The organism is Pseudomonas bharatica (assembly GCF_048586865.1).
Lineage (GTDB): Bacteria > Pseudomonadota > Gammaproteobacteria > Pseudomonadales > Pseudomonadaceae > Aquipseudomonas > Aquipseudomonas bharatica.
In genome coordinates, this window is record NZ_JBMAWR010000031.1 from 14,465 (window position 1) to 34,704 (window position 20,240).

Here is a 20,240-nt window from a genome sequence, read left to right on the forward strand (position 1 = left end):
GACCGTAAGCTGCGCCACCTGAAGGGCCGACTGAAGGCCGCCAGCACGACGAAGAGGGACGCCATGCGCATTCTACTGGTTGAAGACAACCGCGATATCCTGGCCAACCTGGCCGATTACCTGGGGCTCAAGGGCTACACCGTGGATTGCGCACAGGACGGCCTGTCCGGTCTGCACCTGGCCGCCACCGAGCACTACGACCTGATCGTCCTCGATATCATGTTGCCCGGCATCGACGGCTATACCCTGTGCAAGCGCCTGCGCGAGGATGCCCGACGCGACACCCCGGTGATCATGCTCACCGCCCGCGACCAGTTGGACGACCGCCTGCAGGGCTTCCGTTCCGGTGCCGACGACTACCTGCTCAAGCCGTTCGCCCTGTCCGAACTGGCCGCGCGCATCGAGGCCGTGCTGCGCCGGGCCCAGGGTGGCGGGCGTCGCAGCCTGCAAGTGGGCGACCTGAGCTATGACCTGGACACCCTGGAAGTTACCCGTCAGGGCCGCCTGCTCAAGCTCAACCCGGTCGGCCTCAAGCTGCTCGCCGTGCTGATGCAGAAAAGCCCCCACGTGCTGCGCCGCGAGGTCCTGGAAGATGCCCTCTGGGGTGACGACTGCCCGGACAGCGACAGCCTGCGCAGCCACGTTCACCAATTGCGCCAGGTAATCGACAAGCCTTTCGACAAGCCTCTGCTGCATACCGTGCACGGTGTCGGTTACCGCCTGGCCGAGGGCCGTGATGGAGTTTAAGCAAAGCCTCGCGCAGCGGATCATCATTGCCTTTGCCCTGATGAGCGCACTGGTGGCCGGGGCCTTTGCCTTCGGTATCGTGGCTACCGTGCACCTGGTGGAGGAGCGCCTGATTTCCTCGGTGCTCGGCGGTGACCTGCAGCGCCTGCTGCTGATGGACAGCGTCAGCGAATGGAGCCACCGGCCCCGCCCCGACCAGTTGTTCTACTACAGTGGCGGCCGTGACGATTTCGCCCTGCCATCGGACCTTCGCCATCTCAACCCTGGTTTCCACGAGGTGTTCCGCGAACACCTGTCCTACCACGCCATGGTCGAGGTGGTTGACGGACGGCGCTATGTGCTGCTGCAGGACCAGAGCGATTTCGAAGAGCGCGAGCGGGTGCTGTTCGCCGTGGTGGTGGTGGGCTTCGTACTCAGCCTGGCGCTGGCGGTATTCCTCGGCTGGGTCCTGGCACGCCGGGTAATGGCGCCGGTGATCCGCCTGGCGCGTCAGGTACGTCATCGCGACCAGTTGCTCGGCCTGGCGCCGCCGCTGGCCCCCGATTATGCGGCAGACGAAGTGGGCCAGCTGGCGGTTGCCTTCGACGCCACGCTCGGGCGCCTGCGCGACGCCTTGACCCGCGAGCGGCTGTTCACCAGTGACGTCAGCCATGAATTGCGCACGCCCTTGATGGTTCTGGCCAGCTCCTGCGAGCTGTTGATGGAGTATCCCGGTATCGATGGTCGCGCCCGCGCCCAAGTGGAACGGATCGCCCGGGCCACCGAGGAAATGCAGGAGCTGGTCAAGACCTTCCTGATGCTTGCCCGGGCCCAGCGCGACGAAGGCGCGGTGGCGTCACGGACCACCCTGAAGGAGGCCGGCGACGATCTGATCGGCGTCTGGCGCGACACCATCGAGCAGAAAGGCCTGAAGCTGAGCCTGGTGGTCAACGACCTTTCACCGAAGCTGTACAACGCCACCTTCCTGCATTCGGTCATGGGCAACCTGCTGCGCAACGCGGCCCATTACACCGATGAGGGCTTTATCCGCCTGACCCTCGAGGCCGATGGCTTTACCGTCGAGGACAGCGGCGTAGGCATCCCCGAGGAACAGCGCGAGGCGATGTTCCAGCCGTTCGTGCGTGGCGCAGAGAAGCGCGGCGAAGGCCTCGGGCTTGGCCTGTCATTGGTGCAGCGGATCTGCGATGACCAGGGCTGGGTGGTGACCCTGAGCGAAACCCAGCCCCATGGCTGTCGTTTCCATGTGAACCTGGGCGACAAGGGCGTGGCGCCGGATGCCTGAGGGACAAGGGGAGAGCGGTAATACTTTGTAAAACCTCGGTTTTGATCTGACGTTTTTTTCACAACGACATGACCTGACGGCAACGTCGCCACTCGTAACGTGGCGCTCATTGCAGTCAGGAGATCCTTCATGTCCAGCCCTATCAAGCTTGAGTTTTCCAACAAGTACGACCGCCAGCACGCCCAGCAGTACTACGAAAAACACCAGGCCAGCCTGGCCCGTCGCCTGTCCCATCAGCGCGATGAGCAACTGGCCCGGCGTGCCCTGACCCTGGCCGGCGAGCCAGGCCTGGTGCTGGACCTGCCGTGCGGTGCAGGGCGTTTCTGGCCCCTGCTGGCGGAAAAGCCCAACCGGGTGATCATCGGTGCCGACAATTCGCCGGCCATGCTGGAGACCGCTTGCCGGTCGCAGCCCGCGAATATCGTAGAACGGGTACGTCCTTTGCAGACTTCTGCGTTCGACATCGATTTGCCTGATAACGCCGTCGACAGCATTTTCTGCATGCGCCTGTTCCACCATATCGGTGAAGCACCTCACAGGATGAAAATCCTCAAGGAATTTCAAAGGGTTACCCGTGATAGCGTGATCCTTTCGCTATGGGTCGACGGCAATATCAAGGCTTGGCGCCGGAAAAAGCTCGAAGCACAGCGTATCGCCCGCGGTGAGACCGGGGGTTACCAGAATCGCTTCGTGTTACCGGCGGCTACGGTCGAGGAAGAATTCAGGGCGGCAGGTTTCCGTATCCAGGAACGAATGGACTTTCTACCGTTCTATGCCATGTGGCGGGTTTATGTATTACGAAAGGGTTGAGTGAATGGATGTTACCGATGCGGGCCGACAGGCCGGAAATGACCGATTCAAGTATTTCTGGCAGCAACAGGGCGAGTGGGTGGAAGAGCCCAACCAGCGTCGGGGCGGCGAAAGCGGTGTACAACGCCTGCGTGACGACAGTGGACACCTGCTCTATGCCAAGCGCCAGGTCGGACATATCTACCGCAGTCTGTTGCATCCCTTCGGTCGCCCCACGGTGTTGCGCGAATATGCCGCACTGACCGGTTGCGGGCAGTTGGGCGTGCGGGTCCCCAGGATCGTCTACTGCGGCGTCGAGCGCGATGCCGAGCGGCAATGGCGGGCGCTGCTGGTCAGCGAGGCGCTGGATGGCTTCGAGGAAATCGACGTCTGGTACGCCAAGGGTGGTCGGGAGCGTCATGGCGAAGCACTGCACGACAGCATCCTCGAGGATCTGGCACGCAACCTGGCGCGCATGCACACGGGGCGTTGGCAGCATGGCTGCCTTTATTCGAAACATGTTTTCGTCAAAGTGACGGGTGAGGGCAAAGAGGCGCGTGCCGAAGTGGCACTGCTGGATCTGGAAAAGTGTCGGCAGCGCTTCAGCAAGCACCGCGCCGCCGCCCATGATCTGCGCCAGTTGCGCCGCCATTCGTCGTTCAGCGACGCCGATTGGGAAAAGCTGCTCTACTTTTACCGTATGGCGTTTGGCAGCGCAGTCAAAGGTTTAGAGTGATGAAACTAGAAATAGCTCGAAGTGTGTTTCTTCTGGCTGCCCTGGCTACCGCGACCGTTGCGGTCGCCGCCTGGGAGCAGCCTCGTCCGGGTGTGATCAGTGCCTCCACGCACTGTCCACTGCCACGGGCGGCGAAACCGCAGGTCCAGGTGCAGCCCGACCATGACCTGCTGCTGTTTCTGTTCGGCATGAGCCAGGGGCTTCGTGCTCAGGGCTGAAGGGCTGCTTCAACCAGGAGGGCCTCATCGCCGGCAATGCCGGCTCCCACAATGTGGGAGCCGGCGTTGCCGGCGATGAGGCCCTCAATGTTTACACGGTCTGCTCGACCGTACGCGGTTCATCCTTCTTCGCCAGCAACGTATAGACGCAAGGCAATACGAACAGGGTAAACAGCGTCCCCACCGACATCCCCGTGGCGATCACCATCCCGATATCGAACCGGCTAACCGCACCGGCACCCGTGGCAATGATCAACGGCACCATGCCGAACACCATCGCCGCCGTGGTCATCAGCACCGGGCGCAGGCGAATCGCCGCAGCTTCCTCGATCGCTTCCCTTACCGACAGTCCCTTGTGCTCGCGCAACTGGTTGGCGAACTCGACGATCAGGATCCCGTGCTTGCTGATCAACCCGATCAGTGTCACCAACCCAACCTGTGTATAGATATTCAGGCTCGACAGGCCGAGGAACAACGGGATCAGCGCCCCGCAGATCGACATCGGCACCGTCACCAGGATCACCAGCGGATCGCGGAAGCTTTCGAACTGCGCCGCCAGCACCAGGAAGATGATCGCCAGGGCCAGGCCGAAGGTGACCCACAGGGCGCTGCCCTCCTGCACGTATTGCCTGGCCGCACTGGCATAGTCGAAGGCGAAGCCGGCCGGCGCCTCTTGCTGGGCGATGCTGCGCACCTCCTGCAAGGCTTCGCCCATGCTGACCAGCGGGAAACCGGAGATGATCGCCGAGTTGAGTTGCTGGAACTGGTTGAGTTGGCGCGGCCGGGCCCGATCGCTGACGGTGATCAGGGTGGACAGCGGCAGCATCTGCCCGTCCTGGTTCTTCACGTAGTAGCTGTTCAGCCAGTCCGGGTTGTCGCGGTAGGCCCGCTCGACCTGGGCGATCACCTTGTAGCTGCGCCCGTCGATGGTGAAGCGGTTGATCTCCGCCTCGCCGAGCAGGGTCGCCAGGGTACTGCCCAGCACATCCATGGACACCCCCATCTGCGCGGCCTTGGCCCGATCGATATCCACCACCACTTCCGGCTTGTCGAAGGCCAGGTCGATGTCAAGGAAGGCAAACTTGCCGGACTTCTCGGCGCGCTCCTTGACCCGCTGGGCCACATCCAGCAGCGACTCGTAGTCGTTTGGCGTGTTGATCACGAAGGCGAACGGCAGGCCCTCGCCCGTGCCTGGCAGCGCCGGCAGGTTGAAGCCGAAGATCTGCAGCCCGGCGATGCTGTCGAGCTTGTGCTGCACCTCCGGCAACAGCTCCATCTGCGTGCGCTTGCGATCGCCCCACGGCTTGAGCAGGAAGCCGCCGATTCCCGACTGCACGCCATTGAAGCCATTGATCTGGAACGACGAGTAGTACTCCGGGAATTCCTTGAAGATCTTCGTGAACTCGCCGGTGTAGGCATTCAGGTAATCCAGGTTGGCCGGCTGCGGCGCCGTGGCCATCATGAAGATGATCCCCTGGTCCTCGTTCGGTGCCAGCTCCGAGGTGCTGAACTTGAGGAACACCGGGATCAGGCAGAGCACGATGATACCGAAGACGATCACTACCGGCCGGGTGTCCAGGGTGGCGTGAAGCAGCTTCTGATAGCGCAGCTTGAGCCGTTCGAAAATCAGGTCCAGGCGATGGGCCAGGCCGCTGGGATTCTCCTCGTGGCGCAGCAGCTTGGCGCACATCATCGGCGACAGGGTGAGGGCGACGATCCCGGAGATGATCACCGCCCCGGCCAGGGTCAGGGCGAACTCCTTGAACAGGGCTCCGGTCAGCCCTTCGAGGAAGCCGATCGGCGCATACACGGCGGCCAGGGTGATGGTCATCGACACCACCGGCATGGCGATTTCCCGCGCCCCTTCCAGCGATGCCTCGAACGGCGTCTTGCCTTCCTCGATGTGCCGATGGATGTTTTCCACCACGACGATCGCATCGTCCACCACCAGGCCGATGGCCAGCACCATCGCCAGCAGGGTCAGCAGGTTCAGCGAGTAGCCCATCAGCTGCATGAAGAACAGCACGCCGATCATCGACAGCGGGATGGTGATCACCGGGATCAGCACCGAGCGCAAGGCCCCGAGGAACAGGAACACCACGACGATGACGATCAGCACCGCCTCGACCAGGGTCTTCACCACCTCGTCGATCGAGGCCTGGATGAACAGGGTGGCGTCATAGGCGATGGAGGCCTTGAGGTTCGGCGGCAGCTGGGCCTCGAGTTCCGGCATCAGCTTGCGCACTTCCTTGATCACATCCAGCGGGTTGGCCCCGGGCGTGGCCTTGATGCCGATGTACACCGATGGCGTGCCGTCGAAGGAACTGACCGTGTCGTAGTTCTCCGCGCCCATTTCCACCCGCGCCACGTCGCCGAGCAGGACGCGGCTGTTGCCGCTGGTCTTGAGTGGAATGCTGGCGAACGCCTCGGCGGACTTCAGCTCGGTGTTGGCGTTGATGCTGGTGACCACGTACTCGCCCTTCACCTCGCCGGCGGCGGACAGGAAGTTGTAGCGACGCACCGCGTCGGTCACGTCGCTGGCGCTGAGGCCATAGCCGGCCAGGCGTACCGGATCGAGCCACAGGCGCATGGCGAACAGCTGGTTGCCGAGGATCTCGGCTTCGGCCATGCCCGGCAGGGTCGCCAGCTTGGGCTGGATGACCCGCGACAGGTAATCGGTGATCTGCGGATTGCTCAGCTCGCTGCTGTAGAAGCTGATGTACATCAACGCCGAGGCGTCGGCCGCCTCCTTGCTCAGCACCGGGTCCTCGGCGTCCTGGGGCAGCTTGTTCTTCACCTCGTTGGCCTTGGCCAGCAGTTCGGTGAACAGCCGGTCGCTGTCCGAGCCGATACGTGCGTAGATCGAGATCACCGAGAAATTCTGCCGGCTCACCGAGGTCATGTAGTCGATGCCCTCGGCACTGGCCAGGCTCTGTTGCATCGGTTGGGTAATGTAGCCCTGGATGGTCTCGGCGTTGGCCCCGGGGTAGGCGGTGGTGACCGTGATCAGGGCGTTTTCCATCTGCGGGTACTGGCGGATCGGCAGCTTGCTCCAGGCCTGGAAGCCGAGCAGGACGATCAGCAGGCTGACCACACTGGCCAGCACCGGGCGGCGGATGAACGGATCGGTAAAGGCCATGGTGCCTCCTTGTCAGTTGGCGCCTGGCTGTTCGAGGGTCTTGTCGGGGCTGATGGTGACCAATGCGCCCTGGGTCAGCTTGAGCTGGCCGGCGGTGACCACCTGCTCGCCGGCTTTCAGGCCCTTGCTCACTACCACCAGGCCGTCACGGTGCTCGCCCGTGGTGACGAAGCGCCGCTCGGCGATCAGGGCGTCCTTCTCCTGCTCGCCGTTCTCGTTTTTCTTCGGCACTGCGACATACACCGAATTGCCGTACAGGGTGTAGGTCACCGCGCTCTGCGGTACCACCACCTGGTTGCGCGGGTTGGGCAGCAGTACCTGGACGTTGGCGAACATCCCCGGCAGCAGCTTGCCGTCGGGGTTGGCCAGGGTGGCGCGGACCAGCACGTTGCGCGTGGCGTCCTCGACCTTGGGATTGATCGCGCTGATTCGCGCGGGGAAGGTCTGGCCGGGGTAGGCGGCGACGTCGATCAGTACGTCCTGGTCGAGGCCGACCTTCGGCAGGCTCTGCTCCGGAATGGAGAAATCCACGTACAGGCTGCTGAGGTCCTGCAGGGTGGCGATCACCGTGCCGCTGGGCAGGTACTCGCCGACATCCACCTGGCGGATGCCGATGGTGCCGCTGAAGGGCGCAGCGATGCTTTTCTTGTCCAGGGATGCCTTGAGTTGCTCGACCACCGCCTTGTTGCGCCGGAACTGCGAAGTGAGGCGATCGAACTCGCCCTTGGAAATGGCCTGGCTGCCGACCAGTTGGCTGCCGCGGCCGAAGTCCACTTCCGCCAGCTTGAGGTCGGCCTGGGCGGTGCCGAGCAGGGCGATCTCGGCTTTCTGGTCCAGCTCCAGCAGCGGCTGGCCCTGCTTGACCTGCTGGCCGGACTCGAACATAAGCTTGGTCACCGTGCCGTCGGTTTCCAGGCTCAGGTCGACGCCCTGCAGCGCCTTGAGGCTGCCCACCGCCGGCAGGCGGCTCTGCCAGGCGAGCTCCCGCGCCTCGGTGGCCGCCACGCTGATGGCGGGCTTCGGTGCGGAGAACATCTGGATCTGCTTGTAGATCGAGAAGCCTTTGTAGCCTCCCAGGACCAACACGATCAGCAGCACGATGCCCAACATGATCAGCATGCGACGGCGCAGCATAGTTCCATTTCCCTGGATGCAAGTGGGCGAAGTTTAGTCCGTTTGCCCTATGCCCTGCAGCCTCTATTCACACCAGGTGCAGGTGGTTGTCCCATAGTCCTGATGGCAGTTGCAGCGGCTGGCCGACCAGCGTCTCCTGACGGCAGTCGTACAGGCGGCAGCGCCCCTGTCCCGAGGTGACCACGAAGCCGTCGGCCACCGCGCCCACGCCGGCGCAGTCCGGCATCGGCGCATCGAGGCGCACGCTGGCATCGTCGAGGTTCCAGATGAACAGGCGGTTGGCCCGTGGTGCGGTCATCGCCACCAGGCGCAACTCGCTGTGCACGGCGACGCTGGCGGTGTACTGGGCCATCGACTGCAACTGGTGCTCCGGAACCGGGAACGCCTCGAAAGGCTGGCCTGGGCGCTTGATCGCCAGCAACTGGGCGGTCTCGTGGGCGTCGCCCATGAACTGCTGGCAAGCGACCACGGTACCATCGCTGCCGATGGCCAGGTGGCGCACGCTGTTCATCTGCTGGCCGAGGGTTTCCTTGCTGATCAGGCTGCCGTCGCGGCGCATCAGTACCAGGCTGGGTTCCATGGCGTCGAGGTTCATTTCCACCCGGCTTTCCGCTTCGGTACGGATACCGCCGTTGGCCACCACCAGGGTTTCCCCGTCGGGCAGCCAGCTCACCTGGTGCGGGCCGATGCCATGGGTGGACAGCTCGCCGCTGTGGACCAGGCGCTCGCCGTCGAAGCGGTACACGCCGAGCACGCCGCGCCCCGGGTCGGTGGTGTCGTTCTCCGTGGCGTACAGCCATTCGCCACTCTTGTGGATCACCGCGTGACCGTAGAAGTGGCGGTTGGGCTGCGAGGTGACCGTTTGCAGCAGGCGCCCGTCGCGCAGGTCGATCAGGTAGCTTTCGGTCCCCGGTCGACGCGCCACGAACAGGGCGATGGGCAGTTCGGGATGATCGATGATGTCGTGGCAACGCTGGGCCACCCGGGTGGCGAACACCCGGGTGCCGTCCAGGCGATAGCCGACCGCGTAATGCTGGCCGTCCGCATCATCGCGGGCAGACAGCAACAGGGGCGGCTGTTCCTTTTGCCGCAGCAGGGTCCAGCCGCCCAGGGTCAGGGCGCTGAGCAGAACGCTACCGAGTTTCAGGGCCTGGCGTCGCAGCATGATCAGTCACCGTCGTTGGCATTGAAGCCGAGCTGGATGTTCAGCGCCTTGGCCAGTTCGCCTTCATGCAGGCGGTGCACCACGTTCAGGCTGTCGTAGATGGCGTTGAGCTGCTGGCGTCCGGCATCGTCCTGGAGCAGTTCGTCGAGGGTGCGCTGGTTGCCCTCGAGCTTCTTCGTCGCGTCGGCGTAGGCGGCGTCGATCTTGTCGGCCAGGGCTTTCTGGTCCTTGCCCAGCAGGCCGCGCAGGCCCTGGTTGTCGACACCGACCCAGACGGCCTGGGCCGCGGCCAGGCTGGCGGCGATACTCTTGAGCGACGACTGGCTGCGCCAGGCCTCGGCCTGCAGCGGCTGCGGGATGCCCTTGCTCATGCGGCCCATGGGCGTGCCGAGCTTCTTCTTCAGGGTATCCAGGGCAGTCACCTGGGCGCGCAGCAGGTCGGCGATGGCCTCGTGGGAGTCGGCGTAGCGCTGGTTGGGGAACTTGGTCATCTGGGCGAGCATGCCGTCGGTGCTGTTCCAGCTCTTGAGGATGTCCTCGGCCATGGTCTTCTGGTAGTCGGCGATGGCCACCAGCAGCGGGCAATAGCGCGCCTTCTGTTCCGGGTTGGCGGCGTCCGGCTTGCTGTCGAAGAGGATGTATTCGTAGGCGGACAGGCCGCGCACCACCACGCTGGACTTGGCCACGGTCTCGGCGTCCACCGGCGCGTCGCCACTGACCAGCGCCTCGACCTGGCGGCCGACCAGGTTTTTCTTGTCCGGCCAGAACTGCACTTGCCAGGCGCGGTTGCCTTCGGCCAGCGGCCCGATCAGCAGGGGTTGCAGCTCGGCCCAGGCTTTCTGCGCGTGCAGGTAGTCGGCACGGGCGGTTTCCAGGCTGGCCTTGCCTTCGCAATAGGCCAGGGCGCTGACGGCCAGTTGGCGGTCGGCTTCGACCCAGCGGCTGTAGGTCGGCATGATCACCTGCTTGGCGATGGCGGCGGAGGTCACTGCCTGCGGGTCTTGCGGCGAGCAGGCGCCCAGCGCGAGGGCGGCGAGGCTGGTGAACAACAGCTTGGGACGGAACATGTGTCCGGCTCCTCTCTCAGAGTGAATTCAGGAAAGCCAGCAGCGCCTCGCGCTGGCCGGCATCGAAGGACAACACACGCTGGCGGGCGGCTTCTGCCTCGCCGCCGTGCCAGAGCACGGCTTCGAGCAGATTGCGGGCCCGGCCATCGTGAAGGAACTGGGTGTGGCCGCTGACGACCTGGTTCTTGCCGATGCCCCACAGCGGCGGGGTGCGCCAGTCCTGGCCGCTGGCGGCGAACTCGCTGCGCTGGTCGGCCAGGCCCGGGCCCATGTCGTGCAGGAGCAGATCGCTATAGGGCCAGATGGTCTGGTTGGCCAGCTCCGGCTCGGCGGCATTGGCCGAGGTCACGAACTTGGGCGTGTGGCAGCCTTGGCAACCGGCCTGGTAGAACAGGTTCTTGCCCGCCAGCACCCGGGGCGAATCGACGTCCTTGCGTGCCGGTACCGCCAGGTTGCGGGTGTAGTAGAGGATCAGCCGCAGGATGTTGTCGCTGACTTCCTGCTCGCCATTGGCGCCGTTGCCGTTGGGCGCGGCCAGGCAGTCGGCCTGGGCCGGGGTGCAGTCGTCGAAGGGGCGCAGGGTGGTGGTCAGGCCCATGTCGCCAGACAGCGCATGGACGTTCTGCTGGTTGAGGTTGGGTTGCCCGGCCTTCCAGCCGAAACGGCCGAGCACGGTCTCGCCCCGGGCATCGTCCCAGACCCGGTTGGGCCGGCCGCGGATGCCGTCGCCGTTGCGATCGTCGGGGTCGGCGTTGGCCAGGATCGCTTCCTCGGGAATGGCTTCGAGCAGGCCCAGGCCGATCATGGGCGGGGCGATGCGCGCGGAGAAACGGGTGTCCGGGTGCATGGGGCCATAGCCGAGCTGGGTGATCGCCAGCCTGGGCTTGCGCAGTTCGACCTGGGTGCCGTCCTTGAAGGTCACGGTCTGCGGCTCGTACTCGACCCGCACCTTGCCTTCCGGCGCGACGCCGGGGATGGCCATGTCCTGCAACTGACCGCCGTAGACGGGTTCGGGAACGATGCCCAGGCGTTCGATGACCTTGGCGTATTCCGGCTGGTCGGGGATCGACAGGCGCACCAGCATCGACACCGCGTTGCTGTCGCCGGGCTCTGGCGGATGACCGCGACCGTCGCGGATATGGCAGTTCTGGCAGGCATTGGTGTTGAACAGCGGGCCGAGGCCGTCGCGGGCGGTGGTGGTCGAGGGGGCGATCACCCAAGGGTTGCGGAAGAAGCTGTTGCCGACGTTGAAATCCAGGCGGCGAGCGGGTGTCAGGTTGGCCGAGGGCATCTGGTAGGCCCCGCGATCACCGCGGTTCACCGTGGTATCGCCACCGGCACGGGCTTCGCCCGGCTCGGCCTGGGTGAAGCGCGGGGCTTCGTCGCAGGCGGCCAGGGGCAGGGCCAGCAGCAGGGGCAGACACAGGCGACGCAACGAGGGCATGAACGATCCCGGACGGTGTTCGAAAACAGCCCGCAAGCTTAACAGGAGCGGGCGAAGTGAATAAGAGGGATTTGCGTTTGCCGGATGAAATCGTTGTCAGGTGTGTGGGATTGCTGAGCTGGACGCGGACCCTGTGGGAGCGGGTTCACCCGCGATTACGTCTGTGAATTCACCATCGCAATCGCGGGTGAACCCGCTCCCACAGGGTCCGCGTCCAGCCGGGGAATAAAAAGGCGACCCGAAGGTCGCCTTTCTCGAAACCGGAGCCGGATCAGAATTCGTGATCGGCGGTGTCCGGGTTCAGGTCGGTGATGCCCAGCTTGGCAGCGGCCTGTTCGATCGCGCCGGTCTGCTTGACCAGCGAAGCGATGGCGTCACGCACGATCTGGTTGCCGGCGGCATTGTCGGCGGCGATCAGCTGGTCGTAGTGCTCGCCCTTGAGGGCATGGTCGACGATAACCTGGATCTTGGCCTCGGTTGCGGCCAGGTCATCCTGCAGGGTCTTGTCCGCCGCCGGATCGACCTTGGCCACCAGCGACGACAGGCTCGGGCCGGTCAGCTTGCTGCCATCGACACGGGTGTACTCGCCCAGGTAGACGTTGCGGATGCCCTTGGCGTCGTAGAAGTGCGAATAGTGGGTGTTGTCGCTGAAGCAGTCGTGCTCGTCTTCCGGCGAGTTGGCTTCCAGGGACACTTTCATGCGCTCACCCGCCAGTTCACCCAGCGACAGGCTGCCCATGCCGAACAGCATCTTGCGCAGGCCATTGGCGACCGGCTCGGCCTCCAGGCTGGCGCGGTAGTTGTCGGTGACGTTCGGCGCCCAGTTCTTGACCATTTCCTCCAGGTCGCTGACCAGCAGGTCGGTGACGGCCCTGAGGTAGGCGCGACGGCGATCGTTGTGGCCGCCGGTGGCACCCTGGCCTTCCAGGTAGTCCGAGGCCGGGCGGTTGCCGGCGCCCGGGCCGGTGCCGTTCAGGTCCTGGCCCCAGAGCAGGAATTCGATGGCGTGGTAGCCCGTGGCGACGTTGGCCTCGGAACCGCCCAGCTCGTTGAGGGTGGCGAGTTTTTCGGGGGTGATGTCCTTCACGTCGATCTTGTCTTCGCCGACCTGGATCTCGGTGTTGGCGATGATGTTGGCGCTGGCCGCCGGGTTGCCCAGGGCGTGCTCGTAGCTCTTGTCGACGTAGTCGATCAGGCCTTCGTCCAGCGGCCATGCGTTCACCTGGCCTTCCCAGTCGTCGATGATGGTGTTGCCGAAGCGGAACGCCTCGCTCTGCAGGTACGGGACGCGGGCCGCTACCCAGGCTTCGCGGGCTGCCTTGAGGGTTTCGTCGTTGGGCTTGGCAAGGAAGGCGTCGATGGCGCCCTGCAGGGTTTTCGCGGTGCTCAGGGAGTCGCTGTAGACCGCGTAGACGATCTCGGCGTAGTGCTTGACCACGGCCTGGGCGGCCGCTTCGTCGACCGCGCCGGCGGCGGCTGGAGCAGCCGGGGTGGCGGCAGCTGCCGGTGCCTGGGCTTGCGGGGCGGCGGCCTTGTCCTTGCCCTCGCCGCAACCGGCGAGGGAGATGGCGATGGCCAACAGACTGGCGGTAGCCAGAGGCATACGAATCATGGCGAATTCCTGCATCGAAGGTTGAACAGACGTGCAGAAGGCCGCACGCGAAAAAAAAAGCTGCGACATAATGCGAAAGATTTGCATTTTGTGTAAAGAGGCCATCACGCAAATATTCCAGGCGTGTCGTACCCGGACAACCTTGATGTCGTCCTACAGCACCGAGACCTGATTGCGTTGGGCCTGCTTGAGGAATGCCGTGAGTTCACGGGCGGGCAGCGGCTTGCTGTAGTGATAGCCCTGGCCCTCGTGGCAGCCCTGGGCAACGATGTAGGCCTCCTGCTCGGCGGTTTCCACGCCCTCGGCGATCACCTGCATGCCCAGGCTTTTGCCAAGCTGGATGATGGCGCGGACGATGGTGGCGTCGTCGTCGTCCTCCAGCAGGTCCTGGACGAAGCTCTTGTCGATCTTGATCTTGTCCAGAGGCAGGGATTTCAGGTAGCTCAGGGAGGAATAGCCGGTGCCGAAGTCGTCGATGGCGATCAGTGCACCGGAGCGGCGCAGGCTCAGCAGATGCTGGGCGGCGGTGCTGATGTCTTCCATCAGGCCGGTCTCGGTCACTTCCAGTTCCAGGCTGCGCGGCGGCAGGCGGTAGATCTGCAGCAGGTTGTTGACCACCCGCGGCAGCTCGCTGTGGTGCAACTGCACGGTGGACAGGTTGACCGCCATGCGCAGCTCGCTGAAGCCCTGGTCGTGCCATTCGCGCAACTGGCGGCAGGCCTGGTCGAGTACCCATTCGCCGATCGCGACGATATTGCCGTTCTGCTCGGCCAGCGGGATGAACTGGTCGGGCGGGACCATGCCCAGTTCCGGATGCTGCCAGCGCAGCAGCGCTTCGACACCCACCACGCGCTGGTCGCGGTAGCTGATCTGCGGCTGGTAGACGAGGAACAGCTGGTTGCGCGGCAAGGCTTCGCGCAGGTCCTTTTCCAGTTCCCGGCGGCGGCGCATCTCGCTGTCCACGCTGGCGATGTAGAACTGGTAGCGGTTGCGCGAGCGGGACTTGGCCAGGGTCATGGTCTGTTCGGCTTTCTGCAACAGCTTCTCGGTGCTGTCGCCATCTTCCGGGAACAGGGTGATGCCGATGGTGGCCCGCAGGCGTATCTCCTGCAGGTCGAGGGCGAAGGGGGCCTCCAGGTCGTCGAGGATGCTCTGGGCCAGTTCCGCCGCTTCGTAAGGCTGTTCGATATCGGCCTGGACCAGGGCGAACTGGTCGCCGCCCAGGCGGGCGAGGGCGCCCAGCCGCCCGCTATGGGCGCGCAGGCGGTCGGCCAGGGCCAGCAGCAACTGGTCGCCGGCCTGGTAGCTGAACTGTTCGTTGATGCCCTTGAAGTCATCGAGGCCGACGCAGATCACCGCGACCCGGCGTTGCAGGCGCCCGGCATCGACCAGGATCTTGTCCAGTTGCTGCTGGAGCTGCTGGCGATTGGGCAGGCCGGTAAGAAAGTCGTACTGGGCCATGCGCAGCAGGCTGTTTTCCGCCTCGTGGCGCAGATGGGTGTTGCGTTCGATCGAGGACAGCAATTGGTTGTGGGTGTTGATCCATAGCCCCAGTTCGTTGGTCTCGTGACCCTTGAGCAGCGGCAATTGATGCTCGCTGGGGCGGTCCGGGTTGATCTGGGTGAGGTGCTCGATGATCCGCGACAGCGGCTTGGTCAGCAGCCAGTGATAGACCAGGTACAGCACCAGGCCCATGGCCAGGGCCCGCAGCACGCCGGAAATGAAAATGATCACCGAGCTGAAGATGAAGCCCTGGCCGTAACTGGCGGTATCCAGGGTGATGTTCAGGTCGCCGTAGTATTCGCTGTAGGGACCCCGGCCGACCAGTTGGGTGGTGAAAGTGCGTTCCTGGCCAAGGATCAGGTCGGTCAGCCAGCGGGTGTTGTTCTGCTGCAGCGGGCGGGATTTTTCCGCGAGCATGGTTTCGTTGGGGTGGCCGATCGAGGCCATGCGCACCGCCTGGTCCTGGAACAGCCCCTCGATGACCTGCATGCCCATTTCCCGGTCAAGGCTGTACACCGCCTGGGTCGACGGGTCGCGGAACATGTCGAGGATGCGCTGGGCATCGCTGGCCACGGCCTGGCGGGTCTTGTAGGCGTCGAACACGATCTGCGCACAGCTGAGCACCACTCCGACGATCAGCGCCGAAAGCAGGACAACCCTGAGCAACTTGACCGATAAGCTGTTCTTGAATTCCAGCTTCAATGGGGAGTTCCTTAATCCATGCGCATGGCATCATTTTGACATCAATGATGACAGTCCACTATTGGCCTTTGCACGGAAAATGTGTGGCGTTCTGGCATTTTCCGCAGCCTGGTCCATCTCGTCCGGCAGACCTTCAGCACTGTATCGGTAGGGCTCCCGAACGACTTGAGTACCGGATGTCGGAAGATTCCCAAGGGATTGATGTTAGCGTGCCTGATTCAGGCAGCAAGCGTGTGGCTCTTTCCCGAGCGCAAAAAAACCCGGCAAGGGCCGGGTTTTTTCAGAAGCGGGCGACTCAGGCAGTGAAGGTCTTGCCTTCGAACTGCTCGGCGACGAACTTCCAGTTGACCAGGTTCCAGAACGCCTCGACGTATTTCGGACGGACGTTGCGGTAGTCGATGTAGTAGGCGTGTTCCCAGACGTCGCAGGTCAGCAGCGGGGTATCGCCGTTGGTCAGCGGGTTGCCGGCGCCGATGGTGCTGGCCAGGGCCAGGGAGCCGTCGGCTTTCTTCACCAGCCAGCCCCAGCCGGAACCGAAGGTGCCGACGGAAGTCTTGGTGAACTCTTCCTTGAACTTGTCGAAGGAGCCGAACGCAGCGTTGATGGCTTCAGCCAGGGCGCCGGTCGGTTGGCCACCGGCGTTCGGTGCCAGGCAGTTCCAGTAGAAGGTGTGGTTCCAGACCTGAGCGGCGTTGTTGAAGATGCCGCCCGAAGAAGTCTTGACGATTTCTTCCAGGGTCTTGCCTTCGAATTCGGTACCTGGGACCAGGTTGTTCAGGTTCACGACGTAGGTGTTGTGGTGCTTGTCGTGGTGGTATTCCAGGGTTTCCTTGGAAATGTGCGGCTGCAGGGCATCGTGGGCGTAAGGCAGCGGCGGCAATTCAAAAGCCATGTGGATTCTCCTAATCAGGTCTGGTGCGGTGAACGCAAGGCCGATCACGGGCGGCCGGAAAATGCATCGGCGAGTTTGTACTCTTTGCGACGCAGGCTCCGGATCATAGCACCGGGCCCGTGGGTAAACCACGCAACAAGTGTATGGACAAGAGGTTCCAGAGCCTTTTGCCCATACGGATGAGTGGCCTTCAGCTGAAGATCAGTTGTGCCGCCACGGCGAACATCATCACCGCCACCATCAGGTCGAGCAGGCGCCAGGTGCCTGGCCGCGCCAGCCACGGGGCCAGCCATGCCGCACCGAGGGCGAGGGTGAAGAACCACAGCAGGGACGCGCTGGCGGCCCCGGCGACATAGGCGCCGGGCACGCTCTGCTGGGCGCCGAGGGAGCCGATCAGCAGCACCGTGTCGAGGTACACGTGCGGATTGAGCAGGGTCACCGCCAGTGCACTGAGCAGTACGGCACGGCGCGAGCGCAGGCCCTGGCCGTCCCCCTGCTGCAGGCTCTGGCTGGAACAGGCGCGCATCAGCGCCTTGCTGCCGTACCAGACCAGGAACACGGCGCCACCCCAGCGGGCAATGGCGAGCAGGGTCGGATTCTGCGCCAGCACCGTCGCCAGGCCGAACACGCCGAGGGCGACCAGCACCGCATCGCAAAGCACGCACAGCGCGGCCACCGGCAGGTGATGTTCCCGGCGCAGGCTCTGGGCGAGGACGAAGGCGTTCTGGGTACCGATGGCCATGATCAGGCCGAAGGCGACGAGGAGGCCGTTGAGGTAGCTTTGCCACATGGGGAAATGACTCCGAACAACAGATCTTTGGTATTACACGGACCCTGTGGGAGCGGGTTCACCCGCGATGACGGTGGTGAATTCCCTGACGTCATCGCGGGTGAACCCGCTCCCACAAGGTCCGCGCATGGCTTCAATTCTGAGGAAAAGAGGAATATAAGAAAAACCAATAATCTTCATCCCGCATTAGGAAATCTGATGTTCGACTACAAGTTGCTCTCGGCCCTCGCCGCCGTCATCGAACAGGCCGGTTTCGAGCGCGCCGCACAACTGCTGGGCTTGTCGCAATCGGCGATCTCCCAGCGCATCAAACTTCTCGAGGCCCGGGTCGGACAGCCGGTACTGGTGCGTGCCACTCCCCCGACGCCCACGGAAATCGGTCGCCGCCTGCTCAACCATGTGCAGCAGGTGCGCCTGCTCGAGCGCGATCTGCAAGGCCAGGTCCCGGCGCTGGATGAAGAGGGCTTGCCGGAACGCCTGCGCATTGCGCTCAACGCCGACAGCCTGGCGACCTGGTGGGCCGAGGCGGCCGAGGACTTTTGCGCGCGGACCCAGGTGCTGCTCGACCTGGTGGTGGAAGACCAGGAAGTCGGCCTCAAGCGCATGCGTGCCGGCGAGGTGGCCGGTTGCCTGTGTGCCAGCGAACGCCCGGTGGCCGGGGCGCGCAGCGTGCTGCTCGGGGCGATGCGCTATCGTGCGCTGGCCAGCCCGGCCTTCATGGCCCGGCATTTCAACGAGGGCGTCGATCCGCAACGCCTGGCCCGCACCCCGGCGATCGTGTTCGGCCCGGATGATTTCCTCCAGCATCGCTACCTTGCTTCATTAGGCATCAGCGATGGTTTCCTGCATCATCTGTGTCCTTCATCCGAAGGCTTCCTGCGCCTGACCGAAGCCGGCATGGGCTGGGGCCTGGTGCCCGAACTGCAGGCCAGGGAACAACTGGCGAGCGGGCGGCTGGTGGAAGTCCTCCCGGAGCGACCCATCGATGTGCCTTTGTACTGGCACCATTGGCGCAACGGCGGGCAACTGCTGGCCCGGCTCACCGATCATCTGCGCCGCAGCGCCGGGCAGTGGCTGGTGCCGTGGGACGCCCGGACGGCGTCTGCACCTTCAGGAAAAAAAACGTAAGGCGGAGTGCTTCATGGGAATTCTGGTCACCGGCGCAAGCGGCTTCATTGGCGGGCGCTTTGCGCGTTTCGCCCTGGAGCAGGGCCTGGACGTTCGGGTCAACGGGCGTCGCGCCGAGGGCGTCGAGCACCTGGTGCGACGCGGCGCCCAGTTCATTCCGGGCGACCTGTCCGACCCGGAAGTGGCCCGACGCCTGTGCCAGGGCATCGACACCGTGGTGCATTGCGCCGGTGCGGTGGGCAACTGGGGACGCTACCAGGACTTCTACCAGGGCAACGTGGTGCTCACCGAAAATGTCGTCGAGGCCTGTCTCAAGGAGCATGTGCGCCGCCTGGTGCACCTGTCCTCGCCGTCGATCTATTTCACCGGGCGCTCGCGCACCGGCATCACCGAGGACCAGGTCCCGCGGCGCTTCTACGATCATTACGGGGCGACCAAGCACCTCGCCGAGCAGAAGGTCTTCGGCGCCCAGGAGTTCGGTCTCGAAGTCCTGGCCTTGCGCCCGCGCTTCGTCACCGGGGCCGGCGACGTCAGTATCTTCCCGCGCTTGTTGCAGATGCAGCGCAAGAAGCGCCTGGCGATCATCGGCAACGGCCTGAACAAGGTCGATTTCACCAGCGTGCAGAACCTCAACGAAGCCCTGCTCGCTGCGATCAATGCCGGGCCCGAGGCGCTGGGCATGGCCTACAACATCAGCAACGGCCACCCGCTGCCGGTGTGGGACGTGGTCAATTACGTGATGCGACGCCTGTCGCTGCCCCAGGTCACCCGCTATCGCTCCGTCGGCCTCGCCTACACGGCGGCGGCCATCAACGAAGGCGCCTGCATGCTCTGGCCGGGCCGCCCGCAGCCGACCCTGAGCCGCCTGGGCGTGCAGGTGATGAGCAAGGACTTCACGCTTGATATCAGCCGCGCCCGGCATTACCTCGATTACCGGCCGCAGGTCAGCCTTTGGGCCGCGCTGGATGAATTCTGCGCCTGGTGGCAGGCGCAGCAGGGTGGCCACTGAACCAGATCCCCGGATCGTGGTCGATGAGGGCGCCGTGCAAGCGGTTTATACTAGCGCCCATTTTGCTATCACCGTGGTTGAAAACTACCCATGCGCAACGATGCTCGAGATGATTTTGACGACGTGCCCACCCTCAAGGCGGTGGAGCGCGATGATGACGAGTTCGCTCCGCCGGCGCACCCGCGCAGCGCCCGCAAGCGCGCGGGCAGGGCGCCGCTGGTCGGTCCGTTGTGGGCGTTGCTCGGTGCATCTTTCATCGCCCTGGGCGGGTTGGCCTGGTGGAGCTTCCAGCAGATCTCGCTGATGGAGCAGCAACTGGTGGCGACCCAGGAAAGCTTCGCCCGCATCAGCGAGGAAGCGGCGGGGCGTTTGCAGGCGATTTCCGGCAAGGTCAGCGCCACCGAGTCTTCGGCCAATAGCGAGAACGAAGCGCTCAAGCTCCAGGTGCGCCAGTTGCAGGCCAGCCTGGGCGAGCAGGGCAAGTTGCAGGAAGGTGTGGCCGGGCAGGCTGGTGAACTGGGCAAGCGCCTGGAAGCGGCGATGGCCCAGGTCAGCCAGCAGCAGGCGGCCAATGCGCAGTTGCAGAACGAATTGCAGAGCCAATTGAAGGCAGTGGCGCAGGAACTGGCCACGCTCAAGGCTGCGCAACTGGATGGCGGCAAGATCGATACGCAACTGAAGAATCAGGCGGCGGCGACCCAGCGCCTGGAGCAGGACCTGATCGTGCTCAAAAGCGAGCAGGAGAATCGTCCGGCGGCCAGTCCTGGTGCCTCCACGGCCGAATTCGATGCCTTCCGTGGGCAGATCACCCGCAACATCAACACCCTGCAAAGCCAGGTGCAGAACCTGCAACAGCAGATCAATGCCAGGAATTGATTGACCT

Annotated in this window: 17 protein-coding genes; 8 read left to right on the forward strand and 9 right to left on the reverse strand. The window is 64.2% G+C overall.

From position 1 onward, the window contains the following. Positions 1–63: 63 nt before the first annotated feature. The 5 genes from colR (at position 64) to ACKLLE_RS24800 (ending at position 3,772) form a co-directional block, all read left to right on the forward strand. Positions 64–747: a two-component system response regulator ColR gene (gene colR / locus ACKLLE_RS24780; protein WP_009395556.1), complete on the forward strand. Its 684-nt coding sequence runs from the start codon at positions 64–66 to the stop codon at positions 745–747. Further along, the gene (locus ACKLLE_RS24785) at positions 737–2,029 is read left to right on the forward strand and encodes a sensor histidine kinase (protein WP_420059335.1); all 1,293 of its coding nucleotides are present in this window, start codon (positions 737–739) and stop codon (positions 2,027–2,029) included. The genes colR and ACKLLE_RS24785 overlap by 11 nt, the downstream gene beginning before the upstream one ends. A 129-nt stretch (positions 2,030–2,158) precedes the next feature. After that, positions 2,159–2,839 carry a class I SAM-dependent methyltransferase gene (locus ACKLLE_RS24790; RefSeq protein WP_064303865.1) on the forward strand — a complete coding sequence of 227 codons (681 nt, stop codon included), beginning with the start codon at positions 2,159–2,161 and terminating at the stop codon, positions 2,837–2,839. 4 nt (positions 2,840–2,843) lie between these two features. Next, entirely contained in the window at positions 2,844–3,554 is a 711-nt protein-coding gene (locus ACKLLE_RS24795) for a lipopolysaccharide kinase InaA family protein (protein WP_064303866.1), read from the forward strand. Continuing rightward, positions 3,554–3,772, forward strand: a complete 219-nt coding sequence (locus ACKLLE_RS24800; RefSeq protein WP_009394722.1) for a hypothetical protein — start codon at positions 3,554–3,556, stop codon at positions 3,770–3,772. Before ACKLLE_RS24795 ends, ACKLLE_RS24800 begins: the two co-directional genes overlap by 1 nt. 91 nt (positions 3,773–3,863) lie before the next feature. Here the strand turns inward: ACKLLE_RS24800 and ACKLLE_RS24805 are convergent, their stop codons facing one another. The 9 genes from ACKLLE_RS24805 to ACKLLE_RS24845 form a co-directional block, all read right to left on the reverse strand. Then, positions 3,864–6,911, reverse strand: coding sequence for a multidrug efflux RND transporter permease subunit (locus ACKLLE_RS24805; RefSeq protein ID WP_420059336.1), 3,048 nt, complete (start codon positions 6,909–6,911; stop codon positions 3,864–3,866). A 12-nt stretch (positions 6,912–6,923) separates the two neighbouring features. Further along, positions 6,924–8,045 carry an efflux RND transporter periplasmic adaptor subunit gene (locus ACKLLE_RS24810; RefSeq protein WP_420059337.1) on the reverse strand — a complete coding sequence of 374 codons (1,122 nt, stop codon included), beginning with the start codon at positions 8,043–8,045 and terminating at the stop codon, positions 6,924–6,926. Positions 8,046–8,112: 67 nt separating this feature from the next. Beyond that, positions 8,113–9,210: a DUF1513 domain-containing protein gene (locus tag ACKLLE_RS24815; RefSeq protein WP_064303867.1), complete on the reverse strand. Its 1,098-nt coding sequence runs from the start codon at positions 9,208–9,210 to the stop codon at positions 8,113–8,115. 2 nt (positions 9,211–9,212) lie between these two features. Then, the gene (locus tag ACKLLE_RS24820) at positions 9,213–10,277 is read right to left on the reverse strand and encodes an imelysin family protein (protein ID WP_009394726.1); all 1,065 of its coding nucleotides are present in this window, start codon (positions 10,275–10,277) and stop codon (positions 9,213–9,215) included. Between the two features lie 16 nt (positions 10,278–10,293). Further along, positions 10,294–11,721, reverse strand: a complete 1,428-nt coding sequence (locus ACKLLE_RS24825) for a di-heme oxidoreductase family protein (RefSeq protein WP_420059338.1) — start codon at positions 11,719–11,721, stop codon at positions 10,294–10,296. A gap of 271 nt (positions 11,722–11,992) precedes the next feature. After that, a complete protein-coding gene (locus ACKLLE_RS24830) occupies positions 11,993–13,333 on the reverse strand; it encodes an imelysin family protein (RefSeq protein WP_420059339.1) in 1,341 nt (446 codons plus the stop codon). Between the two features lie 153 nt (positions 13,334–13,486). Then, complete coding sequence (locus ACKLLE_RS24835; protein WP_420059340.1) at positions 13,487–15,538, reverse strand: putative bifunctional diguanylate cyclase/phosphodiesterase; 2,052 nt, start codon at positions 15,536–15,538, stop codon at positions 13,487–13,489. A 295-nt stretch (positions 15,539–15,833) separates the two neighbouring features. Next, positions 15,834–16,430 (reverse strand): superoxide dismutase, encoded by a 597-nt coding sequence (locus tag ACKLLE_RS24840; RefSeq protein ID WP_009394731.1) that lies wholly within the window; start codon positions 16,428–16,430, stop codon positions 15,834–15,836. A gap of 190 nt (positions 16,431–16,620) precedes the next feature. Then, the gene (locus ACKLLE_RS24845) at positions 16,621–17,220 is read right to left on the reverse strand and encodes a LysE/ArgO family amino acid transporter (RefSeq protein ID WP_420059341.1); all 600 of its coding nucleotides are present in this window, start codon (positions 17,218–17,220) and stop codon (positions 16,621–16,623) included. 198 nt (positions 17,221–17,418) lie between these two features. Here ACKLLE_RS24845 and ACKLLE_RS24850 point away from each other — a divergent pair, with 198 nt between their 5' ends. The 3 genes from ACKLLE_RS24850 (at position 17,419) to ACKLLE_RS24860 (ending at position 20,233) form a co-directional block, all read left to right on the forward strand. After that, entirely contained in the window at positions 17,419–18,348 is a 930-nt protein-coding gene (locus ACKLLE_RS24850; protein ID WP_420059342.1) for a LysR family transcriptional regulator ArgP, read from the forward strand. A 13-nt stretch (positions 18,349–18,361) separates the two neighbouring features. Beyond that, positions 18,362–19,357, forward strand: coding sequence for an NAD-dependent epimerase/dehydratase family protein (locus ACKLLE_RS24855; RefSeq protein ID WP_009394734.1), 996 nt, complete (start codon positions 18,362–18,364; stop codon positions 19,355–19,357). Positions 19,358–19,447: 90 nt separating this feature from the next. Continuing rightward, the gene (locus ACKLLE_RS24860) at positions 19,448–20,233 is read left to right on the forward strand and encodes an ATPase (RefSeq protein WP_420059343.1); all 786 of its coding nucleotides are present in this window, start codon (positions 19,448–19,450) and stop codon (positions 20,231–20,233) included. The last annotated feature ends 7 nt before the right edge of the window (positions 20,234–20,240 follow it).

What these genes read in the sequence shown, in the direction of transcription:
- ACKLLE_RS24785 (WP_420059335.1), top strand. Translation starts at nt 737, where the DNA reads ATGGAGTTTAAGCAAAGCCTCGCGCAGCGGATCATCATTGCCTTTGCC.
- ACKLLE_RS24845 (WP_420059341.1), bottom strand. Translation starts at nt 17,220, where the DNA reads ATGTGGCAAAGCTACCTCAACGGCCTCCTCGTCGCCTTCGGCCTGATC.
- colR (WP_009395556.1), top strand. Translation starts at nt 64, where the DNA reads ATGCGCATTCTACTGGTTGAAGACAACCGCGATATCCTGGCCAACCTG.
- ACKLLE_RS24815 (WP_064303867.1), bottom strand. Translation starts at nt 9,210, where the DNA reads ATGCTGCGACGCCAGGCCCTGAAACTCGGTAGCGTTCTGCTCAGCGCC.
- ACKLLE_RS24830 (WP_420059339.1), bottom strand. Translation starts at nt 13,333, where the DNA reads ATGATTCGTATGCCTCTGGCTACCGCCAGTCTGTTGGCCATCGCCATC.
- ACKLLE_RS24855 (WP_009394734.1), top strand. Translation starts at nt 18,362, where the DNA reads ATGGGAATTCTGGTCACCGGCGCAAGCGGCTTCATTGGCGGGCGCTTT.
- ACKLLE_RS24805 (WP_420059336.1), bottom strand. Translation starts at nt 6,911, where the DNA reads ATGGCCTTTACCGATCCGTTCATCCGCCGCCCGGTGCTGGCCAGTGTG.
- ACKLLE_RS24820 (WP_009394726.1), bottom strand. Translation starts at nt 10,277, where the DNA reads ATGTTCCGTCCCAAGCTGTTGTTCACCAGCCTCGCCGCCCTCGCGCTG.
- ACKLLE_RS24800 (WP_009394722.1), top strand. Translation starts at nt 3,554, where the DNA reads ATGAAACTAGAAATAGCTCGAAGTGTGTTTCTTCTGGCTGCCCTGGCT.
- ACKLLE_RS24850 (WP_420059342.1), top strand. Translation starts at nt 17,419, where the DNA reads ATGTTCGACTACAAGTTGCTCTCGGCCCTCGCCGCCGTCATCGAACAG.
- ACKLLE_RS24825 (WP_420059338.1), bottom strand. Translation starts at nt 11,721, where the DNA reads ATGCCCTCGTTGCGTCGCCTGTGTCTGCCCCTGCTGCTGGCCCTGCCC.
- ACKLLE_RS24860 (WP_420059343.1), top strand. Translation starts at nt 19,448, where the DNA reads ATGCGCAACGATGCTCGAGATGATTTTGACGACGTGCCCACCCTCAAG.
- ACKLLE_RS24790 (WP_064303865.1), top strand. Translation starts at nt 2,159, where the DNA reads ATGTCCAGCCCTATCAAGCTTGAGTTTTCCAACAAGTACGACCGCCAG.
- ACKLLE_RS24810 (WP_420059337.1), bottom strand. Translation starts at nt 8,045, where the DNA reads ATGCTGCGCCGTCGCATGCTGATCATGTTGGGCATCGTGCTGCTGATC.
- ACKLLE_RS24795 (WP_064303866.1), top strand. Translation starts at nt 2,844, where the DNA reads ATGGATGTTACCGATGCGGGCCGACAGGCCGGAAATGACCGATTCAAG.
- ACKLLE_RS24840 (WP_009394731.1), bottom strand. Translation starts at nt 16,430, where the DNA reads ATGGCTTTTGAATTGCCGCCGCTGCCTTACGCCCACGATGCCCTGCAG.